Origin of the sequence: Bacillus sp. FSL W8-0223, assembly GCF_038006805.1 — a bacterium.
GTDB lineage: Bacteria > Bacillota > Bacilli > Bacillales > DSM-4216 > Bacillus_O > Bacillus_O smithii.
In genome coordinates this window covers 923,620-949,802 of record NZ_JBBOVX010000001.1, presented here as the reverse complement: position 1 = coordinate 949,802, position 26,183 = coordinate 923,620, and the positions used below count along the sequence as shown (strand labels likewise).

24 protein-coding genes and 2 pseudogenes are annotated in these 26,183 nt (G+C 41.8%); 3 read left to right on the top strand and 23 right to left on the bottom strand.

From position 1 onward, the window contains the following. Positions 1 to 102: 102 nt before the first annotated feature. The 12 genes from leuB to NST81_RS04755 form a co-directional block, all read right to left on the bottom strand. Positions 103 to 1,203 (bottom strand): 3-isopropylmalate dehydrogenase, encoded by a 1,101-nt coding sequence (gene leuB / locus NST81_RS04810; protein ID WP_327805147.1) that lies wholly within the window; start codon positions 1,201 to 1,203, stop codon positions 103 to 105. Between the two features lie 18 nt (positions 1,204 to 1,221). Further along, complete coding sequence (locus tag NST81_RS04805; protein ID WP_003353196.1) at positions 1,222 to 2,766, bottom strand: 2-isopropylmalate synthase; 1,545 nt, start codon at positions 2,764 to 2,766, stop codon at positions 1,222 to 1,224. After that, on the bottom strand, positions 2,753 to 3,778 hold the full coding sequence (gene ilvC, locus NST81_RS04800) for a ketol-acid reductoisomerase (protein ID WP_003353197.1): 1,026 nt from the start codon (positions 3,776 to 3,778) through the stop codon (positions 2,753 to 2,755). Before ilvC ends, NST81_RS04805 begins: the two co-directional genes overlap by 14 nt. Before the next feature lie 17 nt (positions 3,779 to 3,795). Further along, the gene (gene ilvN, locus NST81_RS04795) at positions 3,796 to 4,317 is read right to left on the bottom strand and encodes an acetolactate synthase small subunit (protein WP_048622812.1); all 522 of its coding nucleotides are present in this window, start codon (positions 4,315 to 4,317) and stop codon (positions 3,796 to 3,798) included. Next, complete coding sequence (gene ilvB / locus NST81_RS04790) at positions 4,314 to 6,029, bottom strand: acetolactate synthase large subunit (RefSeq protein WP_048622811.1); 1,716 nt, start codon at positions 6,027 to 6,029, stop codon at positions 4,314 to 4,316. Before ilvB ends, ilvN begins: the two co-directional genes overlap by 4 nt. A gap of 355 nt (positions 6,030 to 6,384) precedes the next feature. Further along, positions 6,385 to 8,052 (bottom strand): dihydroxy-acid dehydratase, encoded by a 1,668-nt coding sequence (gene ilvD, locus NST81_RS04785; protein WP_048622810.1) that lies wholly within the window; start codon positions 8,050 to 8,052, stop codon positions 6,385 to 6,387. A gap of 19 nt (positions 8,053 to 8,071) precedes the next feature. Next, a complete protein-coding gene (ilvE, locus tag NST81_RS04780; protein ID WP_003353203.1) occupies positions 8,072 to 8,974 on the bottom strand; it encodes a branched-chain-amino-acid transaminase in 903 nt (300 codons plus the stop codon). 459 nt (positions 8,975 to 9,433) lie between these two features. Next, positions 9,434 to 9,658: a hypothetical protein gene (locus NST81_RS04775; RefSeq protein ID WP_061778483.1), complete on the bottom strand. Its 225-nt coding sequence runs from the start codon at positions 9,656 to 9,658 to the stop codon at positions 9,434 to 9,436. Positions 9,659 to 9,769: 111 nt separating this feature from the next. Continuing rightward, a complete protein-coding gene (locus NST81_RS04770) occupies positions 9,770 to 11,719 on the bottom strand; it encodes a transglycosylase domain-containing protein (protein ID WP_053083216.1) in 1,950 nt (649 codons plus the stop codon). A gap of 485 nt (positions 11,720 to 12,204) precedes the next feature. Further along, complete coding sequence (gene modB, locus NST81_RS04765) at positions 12,205 to 12,870, bottom strand: molybdate ABC transporter permease subunit (protein ID WP_048622808.1); 666 nt, start codon at positions 12,868 to 12,870, stop codon at positions 12,205 to 12,207. After that, positions 12,871 to 13,683 (bottom strand): molybdate ABC transporter substrate-binding protein, encoded by an 813-nt coding sequence (modA, locus tag NST81_RS04760; RefSeq protein WP_328203221.1) that lies wholly within the window; start codon positions 13,681 to 13,683, stop codon positions 12,871 to 12,873. Between the two features lie 39 nt (positions 13,684 to 13,722). Next, positions 13,723 to 13,923: a twin-arginine translocase TatA/TatE family subunit gene (locus NST81_RS04755; protein ID WP_048622807.1), complete on the bottom strand. Its 201-nt coding sequence runs from the start codon at positions 13,921 to 13,923 to the stop codon at positions 13,723 to 13,725. Between the two features lie 229 nt (positions 13,924 to 14,152). On the opposite strand from NST81_RS04755, the gene NST81_RS04750 reads away from it, so the two are divergent. Then, positions 14,153 to 14,938 carry an arylamine N-acetyltransferase family protein gene (locus NST81_RS04750; protein WP_328203218.1) on the top strand — a complete coding sequence of 262 codons (786 nt, stop codon included), beginning with the start codon at positions 14,153 to 14,155 and terminating at the stop codon, positions 14,936 to 14,938. 347 nt (positions 14,939 to 15,285) lie between these two features. On the opposite strand, the pseudogene NST81_RS04745 reads toward NST81_RS04750, so the two are convergent. The 6 genes and pseudogenes from NST81_RS04745 to NST81_RS04720 all read right to left on the bottom strand — a co-directional run. Further along, a pseudogene (locus NST81_RS04745) lies at positions 15,286 to 15,483 on the bottom strand (4-oxalocrotonate tautomerase); the annotation flags it as partial. A gap of 10 nt (positions 15,484 to 15,493) precedes the next feature. Then, positions 15,494 to 16,285: a 2-keto-4-pentenoate hydratase gene (locus NST81_RS04740; protein ID WP_328203216.1), complete on the bottom strand. Its 792-nt coding sequence runs from the start codon at positions 16,283 to 16,285 to the stop codon at positions 15,494 to 15,496. A 12-nt stretch (positions 16,286 to 16,297) separates the two neighbouring features. Then, positions 16,298 to 17,308, bottom strand: a complete 1,011-nt coding sequence (gene dmpG, locus NST81_RS04735; RefSeq protein ID WP_341028630.1) for a 4-hydroxy-2-oxovalerate aldolase — start codon at positions 17,306 to 17,308, stop codon at positions 16,298 to 16,300. A gap of 13 nt (positions 17,309 to 17,321) precedes the next feature. Then, positions 17,322 to 18,206, bottom strand: coding sequence for an acetaldehyde dehydrogenase (acetylating) (locus tag NST81_RS04730; RefSeq protein ID WP_328203210.1), 885 nt, complete (start codon positions 18,204 to 18,206; stop codon positions 17,322 to 17,324). Between the two features lie 19 nt (positions 18,207 to 18,225). After that, positions 18,226 to 19,011: pseudogene (locus NST81_RS04725) on the bottom strand (2-keto-4-pentenoate hydratase). A 10-nt stretch (positions 19,012 to 19,021) separates the two neighbouring features. After that, positions 19,022 to 20,491 (bottom strand): aldehyde dehydrogenase, encoded by a 1,470-nt coding sequence (locus NST81_RS04720; RefSeq protein ID WP_341028627.1) that lies wholly within the window; start codon positions 20,489 to 20,491, stop codon positions 19,022 to 19,024. Positions 20,492 to 20,754: 263 nt separating this feature from the next. On the opposite strand from NST81_RS04720, the gene NST81_RS04715 reads away from it, so the two are divergent. Next, on the top strand, positions 20,755 to 21,519 hold the full coding sequence (locus NST81_RS04715; RefSeq protein ID WP_328203201.1) for an IclR family transcriptional regulator: 765 nt from the start codon (positions 20,755 to 20,757) through the stop codon (positions 21,517 to 21,519). A 67-nt stretch (positions 21,520 to 21,586) separates the two neighbouring features. Further along, positions 21,587 to 22,390: an IclR family transcriptional regulator gene (locus NST81_RS04710; protein ID WP_327824910.1), complete on the top strand. Its 804-nt coding sequence runs from the start codon at positions 21,587 to 21,589 to the stop codon at positions 22,388 to 22,390. A gap of 241 nt (positions 22,391 to 22,631) precedes the next feature. Here NST81_RS04710 and NST81_RS04705 read toward each other — a convergent pair whose 3' ends face one another. From NST81_RS04705 to NST81_RS04685, 5 genes are all read right to left on the bottom strand, one after another. Beyond that, positions 22,632 to 22,880, bottom strand: coding sequence for a hypothetical protein (locus NST81_RS04705; protein WP_328203198.1), 249 nt, complete (start codon positions 22,878 to 22,880; stop codon positions 22,632 to 22,634). A gap of 198 nt (positions 22,881 to 23,078) precedes the next feature. After that, entirely contained in the window at positions 23,079 to 23,837 is a 759-nt protein-coding gene (locus NST81_RS04700) for an MFS transporter (protein WP_328203196.1), read from the bottom strand. Positions 23,838 to 23,885: 48 nt separating this feature from the next. Continuing rightward, positions 23,886 to 24,461, bottom strand: a complete 576-nt coding sequence (locus tag NST81_RS04695) for an REP-associated tyrosine transposase (protein ID WP_341028622.1) — start codon at positions 24,459 to 24,461, stop codon at positions 23,886 to 23,888. A gap of 116 nt (positions 24,462 to 24,577) precedes the next feature. Then, positions 24,578 to 25,327, bottom strand: a complete 750-nt coding sequence (locus NST81_RS04690; protein WP_341028620.1) for an ABC transporter permease — start codon at positions 25,325 to 25,327, stop codon at positions 24,578 to 24,580. Further along, positions 25,324 to 26,079, bottom strand: coding sequence for an ABC transporter ATP-binding protein (locus NST81_RS04685; protein WP_341028617.1), 756 nt, complete (start codon positions 26,077 to 26,079; stop codon positions 25,324 to 25,326). Before NST81_RS04685 ends, NST81_RS04690 begins: the two co-directional genes overlap by 4 nt. Between the last annotated feature and the right edge of the window lie 104 nt (positions 26,080 to 26,183).

Here is a 26,183-nt window from a genome sequence, read left to right as displayed (position 1 = left end):
TGGCTGTCCCTCCTCTATGAATTGGTATGGAAACTAGGTCAAATAAACGCTTCTTTCCACAGTCTCAATGTACATGGACAATTGCTATCGATTCATAATCTGTTAAGCCATGGTAGAAGCAATCGCACGATCTTCTTGAACTCGCTTCACAACCAGATCAATCATTTTTTCCGTTCCCACTACACGGCTTCCCGTATGGCGTAAATCAAACGTTCGATATCCATCCTTTAATACATCGTCCACCGCTTGTTCTATTGCTTCTGCTTCATGATTGAATCCAAAAGTATATTTCAGCATCATAGCAGTAGATAAAATCATCGCCAACGGATTGGCTTTATCCTGTCCTGCAATATCAGGTGCTGATCCATGAACCGGTTCATAAAGCCCGAATCCGTCTTCCCTTAGACTGGCCGACGGCAGCATGCCTAAAGAGCCGGTAATCATAGACGCTTCATCGCTTAAAATGTCTCCAAACATATTTTCCGTGACCACTACATCGAAGTCTTTCGGGTTATGAATAAGCTTCATAGCGGCTGCATCAACATACATGTGTTCATATTCCACCTCCGAATAGCGGACAGCTCTTTCTTCCACTACTTCCCTCCACATTCGGCTTGATTCCAACACATTTGCTTTATCAACGGATGCAACTTTTTTCCTTCTTACTTTAGCGATTTGAAACGCTTTGTCTACAATTCTTTTTATTTCGTCTTTTGTATAAAGCAAAGTATCAACAGCCACTTCTTGATTTTCTCCCCGCCGCTCGCTCGGTTTTCCGAAATACAATCCGCCTGTCAGTTCCCGGACAATCATTAAATCGACATCCTCAACAATTTCCTTTTTCAGAGGAGAAGAAGAAAGAAGGCTTTGAAAGGCTTTTACCGGGCGTAAATTAGCAAATAGACCAAGTTCTTTCCGAATCTTTAACAGTCCTTTTTCCGGTCGCAGATGGCCGGGGAGGGAGTCCCATTTAGGACCTCCCACCGCTCCCAGCAATACGGCGTCACTTTGTTTACAGAGATCAATCGTTTTTTCCGAAAGAGGTGTTTGTTCTTGATCAATTGCAGCCCCTCCGATGTTGGCAAATTCCATTTCAAATTCATGTCCAAACCGACCGCCAACCGCTTTTAACACTTCGACTGCTCCTTTTGCCACTTCTCGGCCGATTCCATCACCCGGCAGAACCGCAATTTTCTTTTTCATTTCAACCCCTCCAGTAAATTAAATCGACACATTTGCTTTTTGGATCGCTTTTAAACTTTCAAGCGAAAGAATTCTATTGACGGCATTTAAGTATGCACGGGCTGAGGCTTCCAACACATCTTGTGCTGTTCCCCTTCCGCTTGTTTCCAGTCCATCGCAAGAAATTCGGACATAGACATCGGCAAGAGCATCGCGTCCCCCTCCAACCGAGTTGATCTTATAGTCTAATAGCTTTACTGACCGGCCGAAAATCCGTTCAATCGTGTTATAGATCGCTTCCACACTTCCCGATCCTGTAGAGGCTTCGCTCACTTGTGAACCGTCCGCCAGCGTGACAGCAATCGTCGCTGTTGGAATATTGTCAGTGCCGTATTGAACTTGTACGCGGTTCAATGTATATTTCATTTCCGTTTCCGTTTGTTTATCCGTAAGAATGGCGAATAAATCAGCATCTGTAATTTCTTTCTTTTTGTCCGCCAAATCTTTAAATACTGTAAAGGCTTCATTCAATTTTTCATCGGTCAATTCAAAGCCCAATTCAATGGCTTTATTTCTGAAAGCATGGCGGCCGGAATGTTTGCCCAGAACTAATCGGTTTGAATTCACGCCAATAAGTTCAGGAGTAATGATTTCATACGTTGTTTTTTCTTTTAATACCCCGTCTTGATGAATGCCTGATTCATGAGCAAAGGCATTATCACCCACTACCGCTTTATTGGCCGGCACGATCATTCCGGTCAATTTGCTGACAAGATCGCTCGTTCGCTTTATTTCATTTAAAACAAGACCCGTTTTCGCTTGATAATAGTCGCTCCGTATATGAAGAGCCACAGCTACTTCTTCAAGTGAAGCATTACCGGCTCGTTCCCCGATGCCGTTGATCGTTCCTTCGATTTGACTAGCTCCGTTTTCAATCGCGGCAAGCGAATTAGCCGTGGCCATTCCGAGATCGTCATGGCAATGAGCAGATAAAGTAATTTTGTCAATATTCCGTAAATTATTCCTTAAAAATTGGAACAATTCTCCATACTGCTGCGGCGTAATGTAGCCAACCGTATCTGGAATGTTAATGATCTCCGCCCCGGCTTGAATAACCTCATTGAGAATACGGACTAAAAACTCGCGGTCTGAGCGACAGGCATCCTCTGCCGAAAATTGAACTTTCGGGAATTTTTTCTTCGCATAGGAAACAGCCCGAACCGCTCTTTCCACTACTTCGTCTTGAGACATTTTCAGTTTATACTTCATATGAATGGGTGAAGTGGCAATAAAAATATGGATGCGAGGTTCTTCAGAATCCTTGAGGGCTTCCCAAGCAGCATCGATATCACTTTCTGTAGATCGAGCCAATCCGGTAACGGAACTGTCGCGAATCGTATCGGCAATCAATTTTACTGCTTCCAGGTCTCCTTTAGAAGCAGCCGGGAAGCCTGCTTCAATGCAGTCGACTCCCAGCTTTTCCAATTGTTTAGCAATTTCTATTTTTTCTAATGTGTTCAAATTCACTCCAGCTGACTGCTCGCCATCTCTTAATGTCGTATCAAAGATTTCAATTTTTCGCACCGGCTCCCACTTCCTTCTTTGATGGTTTTTTGACAAATGGCATCATTTCTCGAAGTTCTCTGCCCACTACTTCAATCAGATGATTGTTTTCCCGTTCATTAATGGCATTGAATTCAGGACGGTTCAATTGATTTTCCAAAATCCATCCTTTCGCAAACTTCCCGGTTTGAATATCGCTCAATACTTCTTTCATCCGTTTCTTCGTTTCTTCATTGATGACTCGTGGTCCGGAGACAAAATCCCCCCACTGTGCCGTATCCGAAATGGAGTACCTCATATTTTCCAATCCGCCTTCATACATTAAATCCACAATGAGCTTCAATTCATGCAAACACTCAAAATAAGCAATTTCCGGCTGATATCCAGCTTCTACAAGCGTTTCAAATCCGGCTTTCACTAATGAAGTCATTCCCCCGCATAATACTGCTTGTTCTCCAAATAGGTCTGTTTCTGTTTCTTCTTTAAAGGAAGTTTCCAAAACCCCGGCACGAGCCGCACCAATTCCTTTTGCGTAGGCAAGCGCTAAATTTTTAGCATCCCCTGTTACGTCTTGGTGAACACCGATCAAAGCCGGAACACCAGCGCCTTCTTCATATGTCCGTCTCACTAAATGTCCGGGCCCTTTTGGCGCAACCAAAAAGACATCTACATCTTTCGGCGGTACAATTTGACGAAAGTGAATATTGAATCCATGAGCAAATACAAGCGATTTTCCAGCAGACAAAGCCGGTTCAATTTCATTTTTGTATACTTCCGGCTGGCGCTCATCAGGAAGTAAAATCATAATAAGATCGGCTTCTTCACTTGCGGCTCTCACCGTTTTTACGTCAAAACCATCTTGTTCCGCTTGTTTCCATGATTTACCTGGACGAAGTCCGATCACCACTTGATAGCCGCTGTCTCGAAGGTTTTGAGCGTGAGCATGACCTTGGGAACCATATCCAATGACAGCAATCTTCTTTCCATTTAAAACTGATTCTTGAATGTCTCCGTTATAATATACTTTTACCATTTTTTTCATCCTCCTGTTTAATTTAAGATGGTATATTGCTTGAAATCAGTGACTGATTTTTGTGAACCTCTCGGCAATGCCGTGATCCCGGTCCTGGATATTTCTTTAATCCCATATGGACGAAGCAAATCAATGATCGTTTCTACTTTTTCAAAATTTCCGGCAATTTGCACGGTAACACTGTCTTTTGCTACATCGACGATCGTTGCCCGGAAAGGTTCAATAATTCCTTTGATTTCTCCTCGTGTTTGAGGAGTGCTGATAACCTTAATTAATGCCAGTTCTCGAATGACGATCGCTTGATCAGTAATATCGGAAACTTTCAAAACATCAATCTGTTTATTCAGCTGTTTAGTCAATTGCTCCATTTTTCTGTCATCTTCTACATGAACGACAAAAGTCATTTTTGAAATTCCTTCTGCCTCTGTCGGTCCAACCGTAATACTTTCAATATTAAATTGCCTTCTTGTGAACAGACCGGTGATCCGGTTCAAAACTCCGCTTTGATTTAGCACTGATACGGTCACAATGCGCCTCATGGTTTCACCCCAATCATTTCATGTAGTCCTTTTCCCGGTGCTATCATAGGAAATACTTTTTCCATCGGCTTGATTCGACAGTCGACTAATACCGGTTGACGATCATTGAATGTCTCGCGAATGACTTCTTCCGCTTCTTTTTCGGTTGAAACCTTAAATCCGCGAATGCCATATGAATCAGCGAGCTTCACATAGTCAGGCTGCACAGGAGTTAAGGATTGGGAATAACGTTCTTCATAAAAGGCTTCCTGCCATTGCCGAACCATTCCTAACGCCTGATTGTTAAAAATGAAAATTTTTATAGGCAAATCGAATTCTTTTATGACCGCTAATTCTTGAAGCGTCATTTGAAATCCGGCATCTCCAACGATCGCCACCACCGTTTCTTCCTCTTCAGCAAACTGCGCTCCAATGGCCGCCGGAAGACCAAATCCCATCGTTCCCAGTCCTCCAGACGTGATCCAACGGTTCGGACGGACAAATCCATAATGCTGGGCAACCCACATTTGATGCTGGCCCACATCTGTTGAAACAATCGCTTCACCTTTCGAAAATTTATGGATCATTTTCACTAAACGCTGTGGTGAAATTCCCTCCTCATCGTCTGAAAGCCAAAGCGGAAAATTACGTTTGTATTTTTCCAAGTGAAGAAGCCATTCATTGATTTCCGGAATTTCCTTATCCTCTTTCAACAATTGGCTCAAGGCTTCTTTTACATCACCTACAATCGGGATATGCGTTTCGACATTTTTTCCGATTTCTGCTGGATCAATATCAATGTGCGCCACTTTCGCTTTTGGAGCAAAATGCTTTAAATTTCCCGTTAAGCGGTCATCAAATCTTGCGCCAAAATTAATGAGCAAATCACATTCATACATGGCCATATTGGCCGTATAGGTTCCGTGCATCCCCCCCATTCCAAGAAACAAAGGATGATCAGCCGGAAATGATCCTAAACCAAGCAGTGTATTAACAACCGGTATATTGGTTTCCTCAGCAAATGCCAACAGTTCATCGGAAGCTTGAGCATGAAGCACACCAGCCCCTGCCAAAATCACTGGTTTTTGCGACGTTGCAATCGCTTCCGTCAATTTTCTGATTTGCAAAATATTTGGAACGATTGTAGGCTGATATCCCGGCAACTCCACTGTATGATCAAAAGAAGGACGTGTTTCATTGTTGGCGATATCTTTTGGAATATCGATCAATACAGGCCCCGGTCGGCCAGTGGTCGCAATATGGAAGGCTTCTTTTACGATTTTCGGCAAGTCATTCAAGTTACGAACTTGATAATTGTGCTTAGTAATTGGCATCGTGATGCCGATAATATCTGCTTCTTGAAAGGCATCTGAGCCGATTACATTTGTGGCGACTTGACCTGTAAAAATAACAAGCGGCAACGAATCCATCATGGCATCTGTAATTCCCGTAATTAAATTGGTTGCACCAGGTCCCGATGTAGCGATGACAACTCCTGGTTTACCTGATACTCTCGCGTATCCTTCAGCGGCATGAATGGCTCCCTGCTCATGTTTTGCCAGTATATGGCGAATCGGATTTTTATATAACGCATCATATATTGGCAATACAGCTCCACCAGGATATCCAAAAATGATTTCCACGTTTTCTCTTTTTAATGATTCAATCAGAATTTCTGCACCTGTCATTGTCCCCGTTACAGATTCCGTTTCCGCTTTTGCATTAGCCCTCATTGATTCTCCCTCCAACTGGTTGGTTTCATCCTTTAGACTTTTTGACTCAAAAAGAAAAGCCTTTTCACTCCTTGCGCCTACCAATCCTATAGCGCAGGGGTGAAAAGGCTGTATTCTTTCCACGGTACCACCCTGATTCATGACATTCTCACGAATGCCACCTCATGAACAATGACTGACACATTGTTCTTTTTGATAACGAGTATATTATACTCGGCCAATCCTAATAGTTTCCGTTCAGATCGGCACTCAGAGGGGATGTCGCTGCAGGTAGTATTACCGGCTCTCAGCAACAACCGGCTCTCTGTGAATACGGAATTCCTGCAACTTTTACCTCGTCATCGATTTGCATCGATTAAATTTTCATGATCCCGCCTGTGCTGGCGGAAGTGACAAGTTTGGAATATCTCGCCAAATAGCCTTTTTTAATTTTCGGTTCAGGCTGAACCCAACGTCTCTTTCGTTCTGTCATTTCTTCTTCTGTCAGCAACACATTGATCGTTCGATTTTCCAGATCGATCAAGATTTGATCTCCATTTTCAATGAAAGCAATTGGACCGCCTTCAGCAGCTTCAGGGGATATATGACCTATAGAAATGCCACGGGAAGCACCTGAAAATCTTCCATCCGTTATGAGAGCCACTTTTTTATCGAGCCCTCTTCCGGCAATCTCTGAAGTAGGAGCAAGCATTTCCGGCATCCCCGGTCCGCCTTTAGGTCCTTCATATCGAATGACAACAACGTGCCCTTCTCGGACCAATCCGCTGTGAATTCCTTTCAACGCTTCATCCTGCGAATCGAACACGATCGCTTCTCCAAGGAAAGTCTTGATGGAAGGATCTACAGCCCCTACCTTAATGACGGCTCCATCCGGAGCAATATTTCCATACAAGATGGAAAGTCCGCCGACAGCACTGTATGGATTTTCCTTTCTTCTGATGACTTGATCATCCAATATTTTGGCATCTTTTACATTTTCATACAAAGTTTTTCCGGTAATCGTGATTCTATCTTTATGGATTACTCCATCCATTTCACACAATTCTTTAATGATTGCGCTAATGCCCCCTGCCCTGTGAACATCCTGCATCGAATAGTCCGAGGCAGGACTGATTTTGGCTAAATAAGGAACTTTCTTGGCAATTTCGTTGATTCGCTTTAAATCGTACTCAATTTCGGCCTCATTTGCGATGGCCAACGTATGAAGAACCGTATTAGTGGAACCGCCCATTGCCATATCAAGAGCAAACGCATCATCAATAGCTTCTGGTGTAATAATATCTCGCGGTCGGATGTCTTTTTCGATCAACTCCATTAAATATTGGACGGCTTCCTTGATAAGCTTGCGCCGCTCCGAAGAAGTGGCGACAATCGTTGCATTGCCCGGAGGTGTCATGCCAAGCACTTCCATCAATGAATTCATTGAGTTAGCAGTAAACATCCCCGAACAAGAACCACAAGACGGACAAGCGTTTCTTTCAATTTCCCCAAATTCTTCTTCCGAAATTCTTCCGGATAATCGTGCTCCGACTCCTTCAAACACCGAGGAAAGCGACAGCGGTTTTCCTGCTTTTGTTCTGCCTGCTTCCATCGGCCCTCCGGATACGAAAACGGAAGGAACATTCGTCCGAACCGCCGCCATTAGCATACCAGGTGTTATTTTATCGCAATTGGGAATAAAGAATACTCCATCAAACCAGTGGGCATTGATGACTGTCTCTGCCGAATCGGCGATCAGTTCCCTGCTGGGCAAGGAGTATCGCATTCCGATATGCCCCATGGCGATTCCATCGTCTACCCCGATCGTATTAAATTCAAACGGGACACCGCCAGCCTCTCTTATGGCATCTTTGACCACTTCCGCAAATTCTTTTAAATGGACATGTCCCGGAATAATATCGATATACGAATTGCACACACCGATAAACGGTTTGTTTAAATCTTCTGTTTTGACCCCTGCCGCGTATAAAAGGCTGCGATGAGGGGCTCGGTCAATCCCTTTTTTTATCATGTCACTGCGCATCCATATCTCCTCCGAAGCCTCAACCAGCATGAACGCTTGTTTCTGAATACACTTTTACTCCGTCCGTTGTTACATATTCACGGAATGCATCCAACAATTTCTTCGTATATTCACCAGGTTTTCCGTCCCCGATCACTCTTCCGTCCACTTTCACTACCGAAATGATTTCCGCTGCCGTACCTGTTAAAAAGACTTCATCCGCCGAATATACGTCGTGACGCGTCATCGTTTCTTCCCTGACATCAAAGCCCAATTTTCTTCCAATCTCAATAATTGTATTTCTTGTAATTCCTTCCAGTGCACCGACGTAAGCAGGAGGTGTTTTTACGACTCCGTTCTTTACGATAAAAATATTATCCCCCGAACCTTCCGCCACATAACCTTGATCGTTTAACATCAACGCTTCACTGGCGTTTGCCAACTGTGCTTCAATTTTTACAAGAATATTATTTAGATAGTTTAAAGATTTTACTTGAGGTGGAAGCACATCCGAACGATTTCGTCGGCTTGCTACCGTCACAATTTCAATTCCAGTCTCATATAATTCTTTAGGATAAAGAGCAAGCGGTTCAGCTATGACAATAATTTGAGGTCCTTTACAGTTGTTCGGATCCAGACCCAAGTCACCGACCCCTCTCGAAACGACCACCCGAATATACGCATCTTCCAACTCATTCTTTTTTAGCGTATCCACAATGATTTGAGTCATTTCTTCCTTTGTTTTAGGGATATTCAACATAATGGATTTGGCGGAGTCGTAAAGCCGATCAATATGTTCTTTTAATCGAAATACCACTCCCTTATACATCCGGATGCCTTCAAATACGCCATCTCCGTACAAAAAGCCGTGGTCGTACACTGAAATGACCGCATCTTCTTTTTTTACCAATTTGCCGTTTAAATAGATCCATTGCTCACTCACTTTTGTTCACTCCTTGATAGTTAAAAAATAGAAATTAAATGGCGGAAAAATTTTTGAATAATTTTATTTATCTGCCGTATCAGAATATTGTTTAATTGAGGTAAATAATACAGCTGTTTTTCGTTCTGGTCAATACCTTTATGGTTAATTTTTTGACTTTTTTGAATCATCCGTTTATTTTGTTACCGCTTACAAATGCGCTATTCTCTTATTTTCGCTCGTTTTTAAATTTTTTTCTATCATTCCTCTCTCTATCACCGTTCTTTTAAAAGAGCACTCCACCAAAACTGCCGGACCGCTGGAACAAAACCATTTTAAAAAATTTCAACTTCCCATTGGGATAACAGATAAACCCGGCTTTTCTCTCTCCTTTCAAAACGAATGGTCCCAACCAATCACTTCCCCACATCGTGAAAAAAAGTAATTTCCGTGACTGTTTCTTTTTTGCCGTCCCAAAAGTCAAAATGACCTAGGAGCATCCCTGTTTTCATGTAAATCTTTATATCGAACAAGCTGGTGATCGCGAAATTCACTCGTTTTTCCCAGGCGATACACGACCTCCCTTGCTTGAACCTCGCTGCGGTGTCTCGCTCGGCTTGCTTTTCCTGCAGAAGCCTCTCCCATTCCGCGATCATCCCAATTAGACAAAAGCAAAAAAACGTCTTTTCCATTAGCAAGCGCCAACCCTAACACTCCGCCCGCTTCAAAATAAAACTCCCGAAAACAGAAAAAACCCGACGAGAGAAAGGTTTTATCTCGTCGGATTTATTTGTTCAAAAGGGGCCTTTATGGCCTTTAAAAAAGCTTCTTCCATTCTTCGATGAGTTTTTCTTTCCAATCTTTTTTCTTCTTTTTCTCTACTTGTTTTTGAATAGGCGTTACATCAAATGATTCATTTTTTATATACGGCAGCGTTTTTTCCATGACCTCCCGAAATACTGGGACTACTCCATCAGAACTGTTGCTGGTCAAGTAATCGTTGTTGTTGTCAAAGCCAAGCCAGACAGCTCCCACCACGTTTGGCGTATACCCAATAAACCATTGGTCCTTTGTTCCATCCACGCCTTCAATCGGCACCTGAGTAGAGCCTGTCTTTCCGGCAATCTTATACCCTGGAATCGATGCTTTTCTTCCAGTTCCTTCTGCGACTACGTTCAACAGCATAGAATTCATTTCATCAACTACTTTTTTACTTGTAACGCGCTTTCCTTCGCCTTTCCACTCTGCTACCACCTTGCCGTCAGGGTCCACAATTTTTCTGATAAAATGTCCTTCTTGGCGAACCCCACCATTGGCAAACGTCGAATAGGCGGACGCCATTTGCAATGGCGAGACCCCTTTATACATTCCGCCAAGAGCGATGCTCAAGTTCCGGTCTTCTTTTTCAAGAGGGATTCCGAAACGTTTTAAAGCATCCACGCCTTTATCCAGTCCAATCTCGTTTAAAAGCCAAACAGCCGGTACATTCAGCGATTTTTCAACCGCTTCGTACATTGGAACTTCTCCTTTGTACACTCCGTCATAGTTGGAAGGCTCATAATCGCCGAATTTCATTTTTTCATCTTTCAGCATGCTCGTTGGTTCATATCCTTCTTCTAAAGCCGGTGTATAAACAGCGAGAGGCTTAATCGTAGATCCAGGAGAAGTTTTCATTTGCGTAGCATAGCTGAAACCACGGAATACATGTTCTCCACGGCTTCCTACAACCCCTAAAACCCCTCCATTATGTGGATCTAACATAACGACCGCGCTTTGAACATCCCCGCCATGTACACCTTTTGGAAAAAGCCAATCCTCCTTATACACTTTTTCCAATTGAGATTGGATATTTTGATCCATCGTAGTGTAAATTTTATATCCCTTCTCCAAAAGATCTTTTTGAGAAAGGCCATAGCGATTGACAGCTTCTTCAATAACGGCATCGCCAAAATAAGGATATTTTTCTTTTAGCGGGTCCTTGCTTCCGTCTTTCAATACGATGGTCGTACTTTTGGCTTTATTCGCTTCATCTTGTGTGATGTACCCATATTTGACCATTTGGTCCAGTACGACGTTGCGGCGTTTGATGGCCGCTTCGTAATGATTGTACGGATCAAGGGCGGACGGAGCCTTAATGAGACCGGCAAGCAAAGCTGATTCACTCAAATTCAAATCTTGCACATTTTTTCCAAAATACTTTTCCGATGCATTTTGTACTCCCCATGCACCTTGCCCAAAGTAAATGGTGTTTAAGTACATTTCCAGTATTTCTTTTTTCTTGTACACTTTTTCGATTTGGATCGCAAGAAAGAGTTCTTCAATTTTTCGCTTTAACGTTTTTTCCGGTGAAAGCAGCGCGTTTTTCGTCAGCTGCTGCGTAATCGTGCTTCCACCTTGGACCGCTCCTCCATGCAGTATATCTTGCACAAACGCTCTCAGCATTCCTTTTAAATAAAATCCGTTATGGTTGTAAAATTGATGGTCTTCAATCGCAACCACAGCGTCTTGCAAAGAATCCGGTATTTTCTTGATCGGCACACTATCTGAGCGATTAGCTGATAATTTACTGGCAACGTCTCCGTCTTTGTCATAAATAATCGTTTGCTGGGATAGACCTTTTTTTAAAGACTCGACATCTGCTGATTTCATAAAATAGATCACAAATCCCAGTAATAAAAGAACGCAAATAGAAAGAAGCAAAATAAACACTTGGGTTAGATGGAATTTTCTCCAAATGTTCTTCATTGTATCTAAAGATGTTCCCATGTCTTTTTTGGTTCCCCCTGTTGTTTACACTAGTCCATAAAGGATTTTAAATCCGCTTTGATTACTTGATTCCACTTCTTTTTAGTGACATGTTTTTGCCAAACGGATTTCATTTGCTCAAGGCTGTTTTTTACAGCCGTAAACAAAAGTCCATGGAGCAATGAAAGCACCTTACGCTGAGAAACATTATAACATAATGAATTTCAACAAAAGTCGTTCTTTTCGAGAGAAAAAATTCCGATAACGACATGATTTTCCTCTCCTTAACGGCCCGTTTGAGATTTATGTCTCATTGATTTTACTCTTGTTCCTGTTTTTTTGTCTAGATGATTATTTCCCATTCCGTGTGGAAAAATCAAACTTCTGCCAGGAAACTTGTAAAAGGGAAAGGGAAAAGCCGAAAGCAAAATCTCAGGGGAACGAGGGGGGAAGCGGAAACTCAGTAAGGAACAAGAAATCATTCGACCTAGGATTCTCCGATTCTATTAAGATGATTTCTTCTTCAGCATCTGGACGACAAACAGTAATACAAATGAAATCGACATCAACACGATAACCAACGTCCACGCTGTTTTCATATCCCCGCTTTCCATCGCCATATAAATGGCGATGGCGGTGGTTTGAGTTTTTCCAGGGATATTGCCTGCGAACATAAGCGTAGCGCCAAATTCGCCCAATGCCCTTGCAAAGCTTAAAAAGATTCCCGCCATTACCGCTTTCCATATAAGCGGCAGTTCAATATAGATTAATATTTGCAGCCAAGATGCACGGTCTAATCGGGCAGCTTGAATGATTTCTTGATTAATTTCTTGAAATCCGATGCTCAGCGATTGGTACATGAGCGGAAAAGATACAACCGTAGCAGAAATTAAAGCAGCCCACTGCGTAAACATAAGCGGTTGGCCGAAAATCGACTCAACCGCCCGCCCAAGTATAGAATCCCCGCCAAGCAATACGATTAATATAAACCCTACAACGGTTGGTGGTAAAACAATCGGTAAAAGAAACAATAGCTCGACCAGCAACTTTCCTTTAAAAGAATAGGCAGTCATCCATTTTGCCGCCGCCAGCCCGAAAATAAGCACGATAATCGTTGCTCCAAAAGCGAGCTTTAGGGATAAAAAAATCGGTTCCCATAAAGAACTTGCCATTTATGAATGCTCCTTGGAAGGGATTAAATAACCGTATTTTTTAAACACATCTTGGCAGTGCTTGTCCTGTAAGAAGCTAGCAAAATCTTTCGCCCATTGTTCATGTTTATGCTTAATAACCGCCATTTCATAATCAATAGGATCATGCAGTTTTGGATCTGCTACTATAGCCGTTTTCACTTTTTTGGAAGACAGAGCATCTGTTTTATAAACAAACGCTGCATCAACGCTGCCGGTTTCCACATAATTCAGAGCCTGTCTGACATCCTTCGTATAAACGATTTTATCGTCTAAATCATCCCATAATTTTAAAGATTTCAACGTTTGTTCGGCGTATTTGCCAGCGGGAACAGTCTCCGGAGTTCCAAGGGCGATTTTTTTCACATTTTTGCTCGCCAAGTCCTTGATATCAGAAATCGATTGCGCTCCCTCTTTTGGCACAGCTACAACAAGTTCATTTTTTAATAACAAAACGTCCTTGCTGACAAGGTTCTTTTCCTTTAATTGATCAACGTTATCTGCGGATGCCGATAAAAACAAGTCTACCGGAGCTCCTTGAGAAATCTGCTGCGCTAACGCTCCAGAACCACCGTAGTTTACAGTAACATGAAAATCCTTATGTTTTTTTTCAAACTCGGCAATGAGCTCATCAAGAACGGGTTGCAAACTGGCCGCTGCTGAGACGGTAATGTTCTTCGTTTCTGCTTTATCTTGTGTTCCCGCCGTATCCTGCGCTCCTCCTGACGACTTTCCGGAACAACCTGCTACAATCAGCAGTACAGCTACACTTAAGAGACTAAAAATTCTTTTCATCCTCATTCTCATCCTTTCCATCCAGAAAAAAATCCCGATTTATCGGGAATTTTCATCTTTCACGACTGCATTTTCTTTTTCTTTCCCTTCCTCCTCATCATCCAAAATACCTTTCATGCCTTTTTTAAATTCATGAAGGGTTTGTCCGGCGGCTTTTCCTAATTGAGGGAGTTTAGCAGGTCCAAAAATCAACAACGCAACAATAACTATAAGAGCAATCTCACCAAATCCCAGGTTCATGTATGACTCCCCTTTGCCTCATGATCCCCTTAAAGAGGGAACCTAATGAAGTTGTTATGTGACACAATTTTTATTAATTTTCATTTATTTTTATTATACAATACCACCTACATCTTTGCACTACTTTGACCATGATGACATGTCTTCAAATAATGTCTGAACAACGAAACAGTGAAATGGTTGCAGGTTTAAAACTGAAAAGACTACAATAAGTTCAGGGGTGATCCACATGGCAACAGCAAAACCGGAGGCTGAAAACAACAGCACTGTTGAGAAAATAAGCTGTACACTGAGACAGTTCGCCAGCCAATATCCTTTCGAAAATCTTGATGTCGTCACTCAAAATACGATGCCAATCACAGAGACTTTTCTTTTTCAAAAATTTTCCCAATATCGGGGCGGGTTGTGCTATGAGCTAAACCCATATCTTTATTTGCAACTGAAGGAAGAAGGATACAATGTAAAATTAGTTTCCGGCACCATTTCGAACGGAAACCATTGGGCCCTTGATGGCACTCATGTTTTAATTCTTCTCGATCTCGGAGATTCTTTATGGTTGGTAGATGCCGGATTTGGCAATCAACTTGCTCTATCCCCCATTCAGATTGACGGGATGGCTGTATCCTCGGCAGCAGGAAGTTTTCGAGCTCGCCGTTTACAAACTCCAAAGGGTACACATGTGCTCGAAATGAAATCGGAAGAACACTGGATCATCAAATATGCATTTTCGTTGAAGGAGCTCCCTTGGGAAAAATTGACGGATATCAAAGAACAAATTACGTTTCATGAAAAATCCCCGTTTAATAGTTCTCCATTAATCGCCCAATGTTTTAGCGATCAAACTCTTTCCGTCACGGATAAACAGATGAGAGTCCGCTTTTCCAAAACAGGACAGCAAAAACTGGTTAAATTCAACGATCCAATAGAATTCATGGAAGCCGTGAAGACACTTTTTTCAAATTCCATTTTTGAAAAAACTTCAGAATACATGAAAAAAGCGGAAAAACATAGTTAGAAACTGACATTTTTCCGCTTTGTCAACTTTTTCTAGAAATCCATTCATTGTTACCTCGTCTTCTCATCGTCGTTTTCCATTATTGCTTTTTCTCAGCAAGATTCCCGATTCGGTCTTTTTATTGATTCGTATATTGGTTAAAACATGATCTTTTAATTACATGCAACCGCTTTTTAATAAATACAGGCAGAAGATGGTTATCATCATGAAATTGATATTCACTACAAATCAGCTGCTTAAGAAACTGTAAAGTCCCCTTTTAAAAAAGAAAACGATCCATTTTTATCTGAATAAGACAATAGGGTCTTTATGATATGGAACAAAAGAATACTTTCTCTTGCGGTTCTTTATTTGCTTTCCGCTTTTGTTTTGCCTGCGGTGCCCCAATGTGTGGGAGGGATCTCCGTCACAACGACACGTATACTTTCCAGCGGCGCATCTAAAGTATCAGCGACACAGTCTGTGACATTTTTAATCACGTCTTTGATTTTCTCTTCTGATCTGCCTTCAAGTAAATGAATCTGAATAAATGGCATTTGAAAATCCTCCTCAAAATTAGTCGCGGACTGCGAAGGAAACGTCCCCTAATTGATCCAACTTTCCATGGACAACATCTCCGTTTGCAAGCATAATCGCCTCTGTGATCGCTCCTGCCAAAATGATATCTCCTGCTTGAAGCTTTTTGCCGGAACGGGCCAGCATATTGGCAAGAGCTGCGATGGAATTGGCCGGATGATTCAATATCGCGGCACCCGCACCATTCGCTTTTAATTCCCCATTGATGTACAATACAGCACCGATCAGCTCCAAGTCCGTAGTCAAAGAAGATAAAGGCGTCAACTTATTTCCAATGACCACACGGGAAGCGGATGCATTATCGGCAATGACATCAGGAAGTGTAAATTGAAAATTTTTATATCTGCTGTCTATAATTTCAAGAGCCGGTGCGACATAAGCCGTTGCCGACATCACTTGAGCACTTGTGACGCCAGGGCCTTTTATATCCTCTCCAAGGAAAAAGGCGATTTCGATTTCCACTTTTGGATGGATGAATTCGGAAAAAAAGACGGTTTCTCCGCTTTCAATCAACATATCATCCAAAACATAGCCATAAATCGGCTCATTGACTTTCATTTGCTGCATTTTAGCAAAGCTCGTTAGCCCCATTTTGGGCCCGATTATCCGATGTCCGTTTGCTAATTTCAAATTGACCAGCTCTTCCTGAATTCGATACGCTTGCTCAGGCGTCAAGTCTGGAATTTCAGAAGTCAGCCGGACGACTTCTCTTTTTTCTTTTTCAGCATTGATTAAAAATTCCGCCAATTCCCGGTATTTTTTCCTATCCAAATTCCTTTCCCCCTAGATGAATGTTTTCACTTTTGATGCTAGTTCCGAAGCCACTTGTAGAATCATATCTTCTTGTCCCCCAACCACTTTTCTTTTGCCCAGCTCCACCAAAATGTCTCTTTCGTCTACTTGAAAACGCTCTGCCGCTTCCTTAGCATGCAATAAAAAGCTGGAGTATACCCCGGCATAACCTAAAATTAAACTGGCTCCGGTAATTTCTTGAGGACGAGGCATATAGTCTGCCACAATATTCGCTGCGTCCATAATCTTATACAGATCAATGCCGGTTCGATGACCCAATCGATTCAGCACTGCGACCATCACTTCCGTTTGTGTGTTTCCGCTTCCCGCTCCGAGCGCCCTCAGACTGCCGTCAATATATGTTGCTCCTTCTTCTATAGCGGCTAATGTATTCGCCATCGCTAGCGACAAATTATTATGTCCGTGAAAACCAATGTCCACTCCCAGTTCGCTTCGCAACGCGGCAATTTTCTCTTTTACCCCGTGAGGCAGCAATGCCCCCGCCGAATCTGTTACATAAACGACTTCAGCTCCATAGCTTTCAAACAATTTCGCCTGTTCCACCAGTTTGGAAGTAGGCGCCGAATGAGCCATCATCAAAAAACCAACTGTTTTTAAACCAAGATTCCTCCCTAATTCAATATGTTGCTTGGCAACATCGGCTTCTGTCACATGTGTCGCCACACGAACCATATCTGCTCCTGCTTGGACCGCTTCTTTTAAATCTTCTTTAATGCCAATTCCCGGCAAAAGCAAAACAGAAATTTTCGATTGCTGACATTCTTCTTTTGCTGCTGCAATTAATTTCATTTCGTTCACTTTTGAAAATCCGTATTGCAAAGAAGATCCGCCAAGACCATCCCCATGGGATACTTCAAAATATGGGACTCCCGCTTCATCCAGTGCACGAGCTGTCGACCGCACTTGTTTTTCGGTAAAAGCATGTTTCATAGAGTGGCTTCCGTCCCTTAACGTCACATCTACAACCGTTAAATGTGCCATTTTCAATCCTCCTTCACTGTTTCTGCAACTGCGACAGTTTTTTTCTGGCAAATTCTTCCGCTACTTTCCGGGCAGATGCCGTCATTATATCCAAATTCCCTGAATACGGAGGAAAGAAGTCTCCCGCTCCTTCCACCTCTATAAATACAGATACTCGTTTGCCTTTAAATATCGGTTCGGTTCTCAGTCTATAACCCGGGACATACTCTTGAACTTTGGTTACCATTTTTTTAATCGATTCAGTGATTTCTTTTTCTTTTCCTTCTTCCTCTACCAATGCATGAATGGCATCGCGCATCATGATCGGCGGTTCTGCCGGATTTAAGATAATAATCGCCTTGCCTTTTTTCGCTCCACCAATCACTTCGATTCCTCTTGCCGTGGTTCTCGTAAACTCATCAATATTGGCTCGTGTTCCCGGACCCGCACTTTTGCTGGCGATCGTCGCGACAATTTCTGCGTATTCTACAGAAACAACGCGGCAAATGGCATGGACAATAGGAATGGTTGCCTGTCCTCCGCATGTAATCATATTGACATTCGGCTGATCTAAATGCTCAGTTAAATTCACGGCAGGAACAGCAAACGGACCTATAGCAGCAGGGGTTAGATCAATCACCTGTTTTCCAAGCTTCCCTAAAACTTGATTATGGTAATCGTGAGCTTTAGCCGTTGTAGCATCAAAAAGAATATCCGCCAATTCTGGATGCTGCAAAAACCCTTCAATTCCATTGCTAAAAACGGTGTAACCGCGTGTTTTGGCTCGTTTCAATCCCTCTGAATCCGGATCGATTCCAATCATAGTGGACATTTCGAGAACTTCGCTTTTTTCGATCTTATACATTAAGTCAGTGCCAATATTACCGGAGCCAATAATTCCAACCTTCACTTTGTTCACTTGAAAGCCCCCTTTGTTTTTAATCGCCAAATTTCATACTAATCTCGCCTATGTGGGACAGTTTGGCGTGAAAATAATCTCCAGGCTCAGCCGCTACCGCTGCGGACAAAGCTCCCGATAAAATCACTTCGCCTTCTTTTAATGAAATGCCATAATCATGCAATTTGTTGGCAAGCCAGGCAACGCATTTTGCCGGATGGCCCATGGCAGCTGCACCTGCACCTGTATTTATCAATTCGCCATTTTTATACAGAGCCATCCCAATGATTGTTAAATCAAGATCTGCTATGGAAGTCGGGCTCCCACCAAGCACAAAAAACCCGGAGGAAGCGTTGTCTGCTACTGTATCTACTAATTGAATATCCCAATCGCGAATTCGACTATCGACAATTTCTAATGCCGGCACTATTTAATCAGTGGCCAGCAAAACGTCTACTTCCGTCACATTTGGTCCAGTTAAGTCTTTCTTTAGCACAAAAGCAATTTCTGCCTCGACTTTCGGCTGGCAAACTTTTTGCCATGAAAGTATCCCATGGTTTTCTAAAATCATTCCATCCAGCAAATGCCCATAATCAGGTTCGTTGACCCCCAATAACGTTTGCATAGCAAGAGACGTCAACCCAATTTTTTTCCCAACAATCTTCTCGCCGGCATTGAGCTTTTTTTGTATGTTCAGCAGCTGAATCTGATAAGCTTCTTCTTCCGTCAGTTGTGGATATGTCTTGGTGAACGGCTCGATCCCTTTCCTTGTTTTCTCTGCATCCAACAATTGCTGTGACAGCAGTTGAATCTGATTTTGTGCCATTTTATCACCCTTATAATTTTATACAAATATTGGATAATTCAGTGTAAAACTCAAAGCTGTGCATTCCGCCTTCCCTGCCGATTCCGCTTCTTTTCATGCCTCCAAAAGGTGTGCGTAAATCGCGCAAAAACCAGGTGTTGACCCAGATGATTCCTGCTTCTATTTGCCTGGCCACCCGGTGGGCACGGCGCAGATCATTCGTCCAAATCGTTGCGCTTAATCCATAGTGGGTATCATTCGCCTGTTCAATCGCTTCCTCTTCTTTGTCAAAGGGGAGAACGGTGACAACCGGACCGAAAATTTCCTCTTTGACACAGCGGGAATTCCGATCCAATCCAGCGATAATAGTTGGCTCTAAATAATAACCTTTGTCCAATCCCGCCGGACGTTTTCCGCCTATCACAATGTTTCCGCCTTCTTCTCGGGCAATTTTAAGATAGCTCGATACTCTTTCATAATGTTCTTTCGAAATCAACGCTCCCACTTTGCTGTTAGGATCTAAAGGATCACCGACCGTAAGTTCTTTTGTTTTTTGAACAAACTTCTCCATAAATGCATCCAAAACCGGACGTTCGACATAAATGCGAGAGCCAGACAAACAAACTTCACCTTGATTGATAAAACTGGATTTGATGGTAGTTTCAATGACTTCATCCAAATCCGAGTCCGCAAAAATAATATTGGGGTTTTTCCCGCCTAGTTCATAGGACAATTTTTTCAACGATTTGGCAGCTGATTGCATAATGACGGTTCCCGTTGACGTTTCACCGGTAAAACTGATGGCATCTACATCCGGATGTTCGGAAAGAGCTGCGCCTGCTGAATCGGGACCAAAACCATGCACTATATTCACGACTCCATCCGGAACGCCTGCTTCTTTACAAATTTCCCCCAATAAAGTCGCTGTCATCGGCGTCCATTCTGCCGGTTTCATAACAGCCGTATTTCCGGCAGCCAAACAAGGAGCTAATTTCCAAGTCAACAATAACAACGGCAGATTCCAAGGATTAATCAATCCAACAACTCCTACCGGACGGCGAACGGCATAATTGATCGCTATATTGTCTTGTTCATAGGCTTCCGTACCCACTGAAATCATATAGTCGGCGAAGAAATGGAAATTATAAGCGGCTCTCGGAATATCCAGTTGTTTGGCCAACCAAAGCGGTTTTCCGGTATCCAACGTTTCCAACATGGCTAGTTCATCGATTCTTTCCAAAATAATATCGCCAATTCTGCGGATGATTTTCGATCTTTCTTGTGTGGATATTTCCTTCCAAGGTCCATTTAATGCTTTTCTTGCAGCGGCGACGGCAAGATCAATTTCTTTTTTTCCGCCTTCCGCCACCGTCCCGATCACTTCCTCTGTTGCTGGATTAATATTTTCAAACGTTTTATGATCCACAGAAGAACAATACTTTCCATTGATAAAATGCAAACAATCCATCGTTTTTGTTTCGGCTGATACGGATGCCATCATTCATACCCCCTGTTTATTTGCTGAAAATCAGTTGCTTTAACATAAAGGTAGAAAATAGCGGAAACGCTAACAACTTGGTTGTTCTTCTATGCGAAACAAAGATGAAAATTTTAAATTTATTTAATATTCAAAAATTATACGATAAAATAATATCACTCCTCTCGTTCATCTACCGAACAAGTTGCTAGCTGTTATGATAGCGCTTTCAATTATCTTAAGCCTTGATCGTCATCGTTACCCATATTTAGAAAGGAGCTAATCGAATGGCAAAAACCAAGAACAAGTCCAATTCTTTAGATAACGCTTTAAAATTATTGGACTTATTTTCAATGGATGTATCAGAGCTTGGAGTAACCGAAATCGCCAACAAGCTGGGCATTGCCAAGAGTACTGCCCATCGACTCCTTATTACATTGGAAAGCGAAGGATTCGTTATGAAAAATAGAGAAACGAGTCGTTATCACTTGGGAGTTCCCTTATTGGTATTAGTAAATCTTGTAAGTTCCCGTTTGAAGATATTGGAAGTAGGCCGACCTATTATACGGCAATTAGTCGAAAAAACCGGAGAAAGTGCCCATATTGCCATTTTAAAAAAAGGGGAAGTTTTTTACCTTTGCAAAGAAGATTGCAAACACCCCGTTGAAATGCTGACGCATATTGGCCGTAAAAACCCTCCTCATTGCACAAGCGCAGGCAAAGTCATTTTTGCTTACAAGCCTAAAGATTTCATAGAAAACTATATAAAAGAACACGGTCTTCATCCTTATACACCATATACGATCACTCATCCGGAAGAATTTTTACGCGTATTAAAACAGATCAAACAGCAAGGATATGCGATTAGTAAAGAAGAGCTCCATGAAGGAATCACTTCCATCGCTGCTCCCATAACGGTCAATCAGCAAGTGGCTGCTTCTGTCAGTATCGTCGGATCGATCAAACGAATTCATCCTACCAACTATCATTCGCTGACAAAATCAGTGATTCAAGCAGCGGACCAAATTTCTCACAAATTAGAAACGTTATAGCTCCCTTCATCCCATCTGCCTTCACTAATCTGAATATGATTCCATTTTTGAAAAAGGAGTGACCAAAGTGCAAAAGGATGGTGCCAATGAAAAATATTTTTTAGGATCGGTCAAAAATGCTATAAGAATTTTAAAATTATATTCACGTCCAAAACAAGAATATGGAATTACAGAAATCGCCCACCAGTTGGACATCCATAAAACCACCGTCCATCGGCTCGTCACCAAACTTTGCAGCAAAGGCTTTCTAGAACAAAATCCCCATACGAAAAGATATCATCTTGGTTTATCCATCCTCGGTTTAAGCGGACTGGTCACCACTCATTATGAAATATACAGAGTGTCTTTGCACGTGCTCAAACCACTCGTTGATGAGTTGGGAGAAACGGCTCACCTTGCCATATTGGAAGATCAACATATCGTCTATCTTCATAAAATCGAATGCCGTCATCCTGTTTCTCTTATGTCCAGTATCGGTCAACGAAATCCTGCTCTTAAAACCGGAGTGGGAAAAGTGATATTGGCTTATCAACCTGAAGAATATATCCAACATGTGATCGCGAAAAGCGGACCATACCATTGTGAAAAAACAGAAGCACAAATTCGGGCAGAACTGGACCAAATCAAAAAACAAGGGTATTCAATCGCCAAAGAAGAAATAAGTAAAGGAATTGTGAGTATTGGAGCACCCGTCAAAGATTATACCGGAAAAGTCATTGCGGGTATCAGCGTAGTGGGGCCATTAGATCGAATAAAGAAAATGAAAACTGGCTTTCTAGTAGATAAAATAATGAAGGCAGCCGCTGAAATTTCCGAAAATCTCGGATTTTATGAAACAAAGCAAAAAGCAGCTTCATTAGAGCGGAATTGAGAGGAGAAATTTTTTAAATTCACTTCGGATTTGTCCATAAAAATTACCTTAAGAGCGCAACGATTCGCTTAGATAAATGACTATTTCATTTATTTAGATCAAAGATGTTATGGCGGTGTTCTTTTAACTAAAGTGAATCGGTTATTTTTTGTCCGTCAAAATCCCAATCCCGCTCAATGATTAGGCAGAGTATAAGAATACCTACGGTGTTGCCCTTTATGTATTTTCGATAAACTTAGTTTCATATATCTATTTTCTTTAAACCGGATTTGCTTGGTAATAACATAAGCCCTCCTGAAGCGATGATCACCATTAGGAAAATCCACGCTATCGTATAACTTTTTTGCCAGTCCACGATCAATCCGAATAGAACGGGAGCTGCTATAATGGCAATTTGGTTTAAAGTAAGACCTATGCTCACGGTGTAGGCGATTTGATCTTCCGGTCCGTTTTCGGAAACATAAACGATATAGAGACTGTACCAGCCCATTCCAAAGAAACCTAATACAATACTGATTCCGACAAGGAGCCAGCTAGACTCCCCTTCATCCAGCCACAAAAGAGAAAATAGATGCTATGGCCACGACAATAGAAAGAATGAGAGGACGAACTCGATTTCCTTTTAACCAATTGTCACCTACCCACGCCAATACCACTCTGCCTAACATTCCGGAAATTTGCACCACAGTTAAATACAATCTGCTTTTGTAAGGGAAACTTTTAATTCGTTTGTTAAAAATCCCATAAAATGAGCAACCAATATAAATTGGAGAGATACAAGTGAAACTCCCACAAAGAAAACAGGGTAAAGAGTTTTATTAAAGCAAATCGATTTCCAGTTTTCTTTTTCTTCAGGATCTTTTTGATTTTCACTCTCACTTTTTGCCGGTTCCGCATCTTGATAGAGTAATAGAAATAAAAATCCACTGACAATAGCTAGACCCGATTGGACTAAAATGGCCGTTGACACTCCAAAATGAATGGACAGCCATGGAATGCTGGCAGCCGCAATGGCTCCGCCTAATGGAATGCCTGTTTGTCTGATTCCCAGTGCCAGTCCCCTTTCTTTTACCGGAAACCAGTGGACGATGGCCTTGCTTCCCCCCGGTTGCGAAGCGCCATACCACGCCCCCACGATCATTAAAATCATGATTAAGTAGATATAATGATGAGAAAGCAACGTCGCCCCCATCGTGAGTCCAAGCAACAAACTGCTAATCCCTAAAATCCACCGTTCTCCGTATAGATCAATGGCTTTTCCTAAAAACATCATCGAAAACAAAGGACCGACATTGATAGCCGACACTAAAATGGCTGTTTGCGTTGGAGTTAAAAGATCCATTTTTCCCCAATAAGTGGATAACGGACCCATACCTTGAGTAATCATTGCGGCCGTCATTTGTATCCAAGTAGCCAAAATTAAAATCTGCCAACGATTCCTGAGCATATAAACATCCTTTCTAATGGGGTCAGACCCCTTTAATATTTTAATACTTTAAAGATTTTGAATATTGGAGAATGGATTTTCTTTCATATGCTCTTCCACATACTGCTGATAGGTGATTCGTGAGCGATCTTTTGTGAAATAGTACAACGTTTTTTGTTTGTCGACATTGGGATTATCTTTCCCTGTAATATATGAATGGTAACTACTCCAAATGTAATCTTCCGGCTTTTCTACTAAATTTGCTCTGACTGGATTAAGATGAATATATTGGCTTACTTTAAGGAAATAATGATCATTTTCAATGAGTTGGGCTTTATAGCGTCCTTGAAATACATGGCCAACAAGATCGTAACGACGATTAAAATACATGGCATACTCTGAATGAAAGTCTCTCATGATGAAGTGAAGGGGATCATCAATCGTTTCTAATTGAAGATGAACGTGGTTTTTCATTAAACAATAGGAATGAAGAATGAAGGGGTAACGATTGCGGACAATGCGGAGATATTTTAAGTAGGTTCGATAATCAACTATATCTCGAAAAATAGCTTCTTTCCGGTTTCCACGAGCCGTTACATGATAAATGGCCCCAGGATACCACACACGCGGCTTTCTTGCTATCATAACCACCTCTATTTAATTCGAATATTTCGTACATTTCCATTATAATGACTTTTCAAACTCGAAAGCAAGAAAAAAATGGTGCCTGACCCCTTTGTAGCTTTAAAGCGAAAAAGGGGTCAGGCCCCTTTTAATTGTTGATGTTTGTTAAATAGGCCTGGATAGGTGAGGAATCCTAAAATAATAGAAGTGAGAGTGGCGGCGGACATGATCATAAATACAATTAATAGTTGAAAGCGGACCGCTTGGACAGGGTCGGCTCCAGCTACGATTTGCCCCGTCATCATGCCGGGCAGTTGAACAAGTCCAATGGTTCTTTGGCTTTCGACAGTTGGAATGAGGCTTGAACGAATAGACTGTTTTAAAATGGGATAGATGGATTGTTTTATACTGCCTCCAAGCGACAGCACAAGCAAGACTTCTTCTTTTCGCATCTCCAGCTCACCTTTTAGACGATTTAAGAAAAGATTCGCGATGACCATGGAGTTTCCGATAATCATGCCGCTGATCGAAATAATATACGGCGGAGTTGCCGGCACGATATGTAATCCAAGCAAGAACGCTTGTGTAATGATTTCAACGATAGAAATCGTTACGAAAATTTTCCAAAAAATATAAGGTAAACCTTGTCCACGTTTCGCTGCATTTTTTGCCGCTACTATAATCATGAGCAGAAGCATCACGATGATGACAAGTGGATTATGAAAACCGAACACAGCTTTTAAAATATATCCAATCAAAAACAATTGTATAGTAGCCCGGATACTGGTGATCACCAAGTCACAGCCAAGCCCTAATTTAAAAGCGGTTGATAGAAAAAGCGAGATAATCACGAAGCTAAAACTTAACAAAACGGTAAGCAAATTCATTTATTTTCCCTCTTCATGTCTAAAAATTGTTTGGTTTTGGCTTCTTTAGGTTCAGCAAAAAATTGTTTGGTCGGGGCAGCTTCAATTAGTCTTCCATCCATAATGAGCCAAGTTTGATCGCCGACACGTTCCGCTTGTGCTAAATCGTGAGTGACCCAAAGAATCGTCGTTTGCTGTTCACGATTCAGTCTTAAAATGAGTTCTTCAATCTCATGTCCAGAGATGGAATCAAGTGCGGAAGTGACTTCATCAAGCAATAAAACGGAAGGATTGTTGACCAATGTTCTAGCTAATGACAATCTTTGCCGCTGTCCGCCTGAAAGCTCTTTTGCTTCCCTTGTTAAAAGATCTTTCGATAATCCAACGTATTCCATATATTTTTCAGGATTGTTCAAAGTTCGACCTTGCAAACGAGCAGGCAGTGTAAGGTTTTCTAATGCAGTCCCTGTCAGCATAGGTGCACTTTGAAAGTCAATACCAACTTGACGCCTAAGTTCTTGGACTTCCCACTTCCGAACTTCTTTCCCCTGAATATGAACCTCCCCTTCATCAGGAGTGATAAGCAAATTGCATAATGATAAAATCGTGCTTTTTCCTGATCCTGAAGGTCCTATAATCGTTAAAATAGATCCTTTTGGAACTTTCCCGCTTATTCCCTTTAATACATGGATCGCCTCATTATGATTCATAAAAGTTTTATGGACGTTTTTCAATTCAACCTCTGTGATTATTGGATTGCCTGCATTCTCCATCTTTTCTCAATCCCACTTTTATACATTTTTAAAAAATATTGAATTCAATTCCATCTTACGATATTTTTCACCTTATCTTCAAAAATTTATTTTATCCTTTTTAG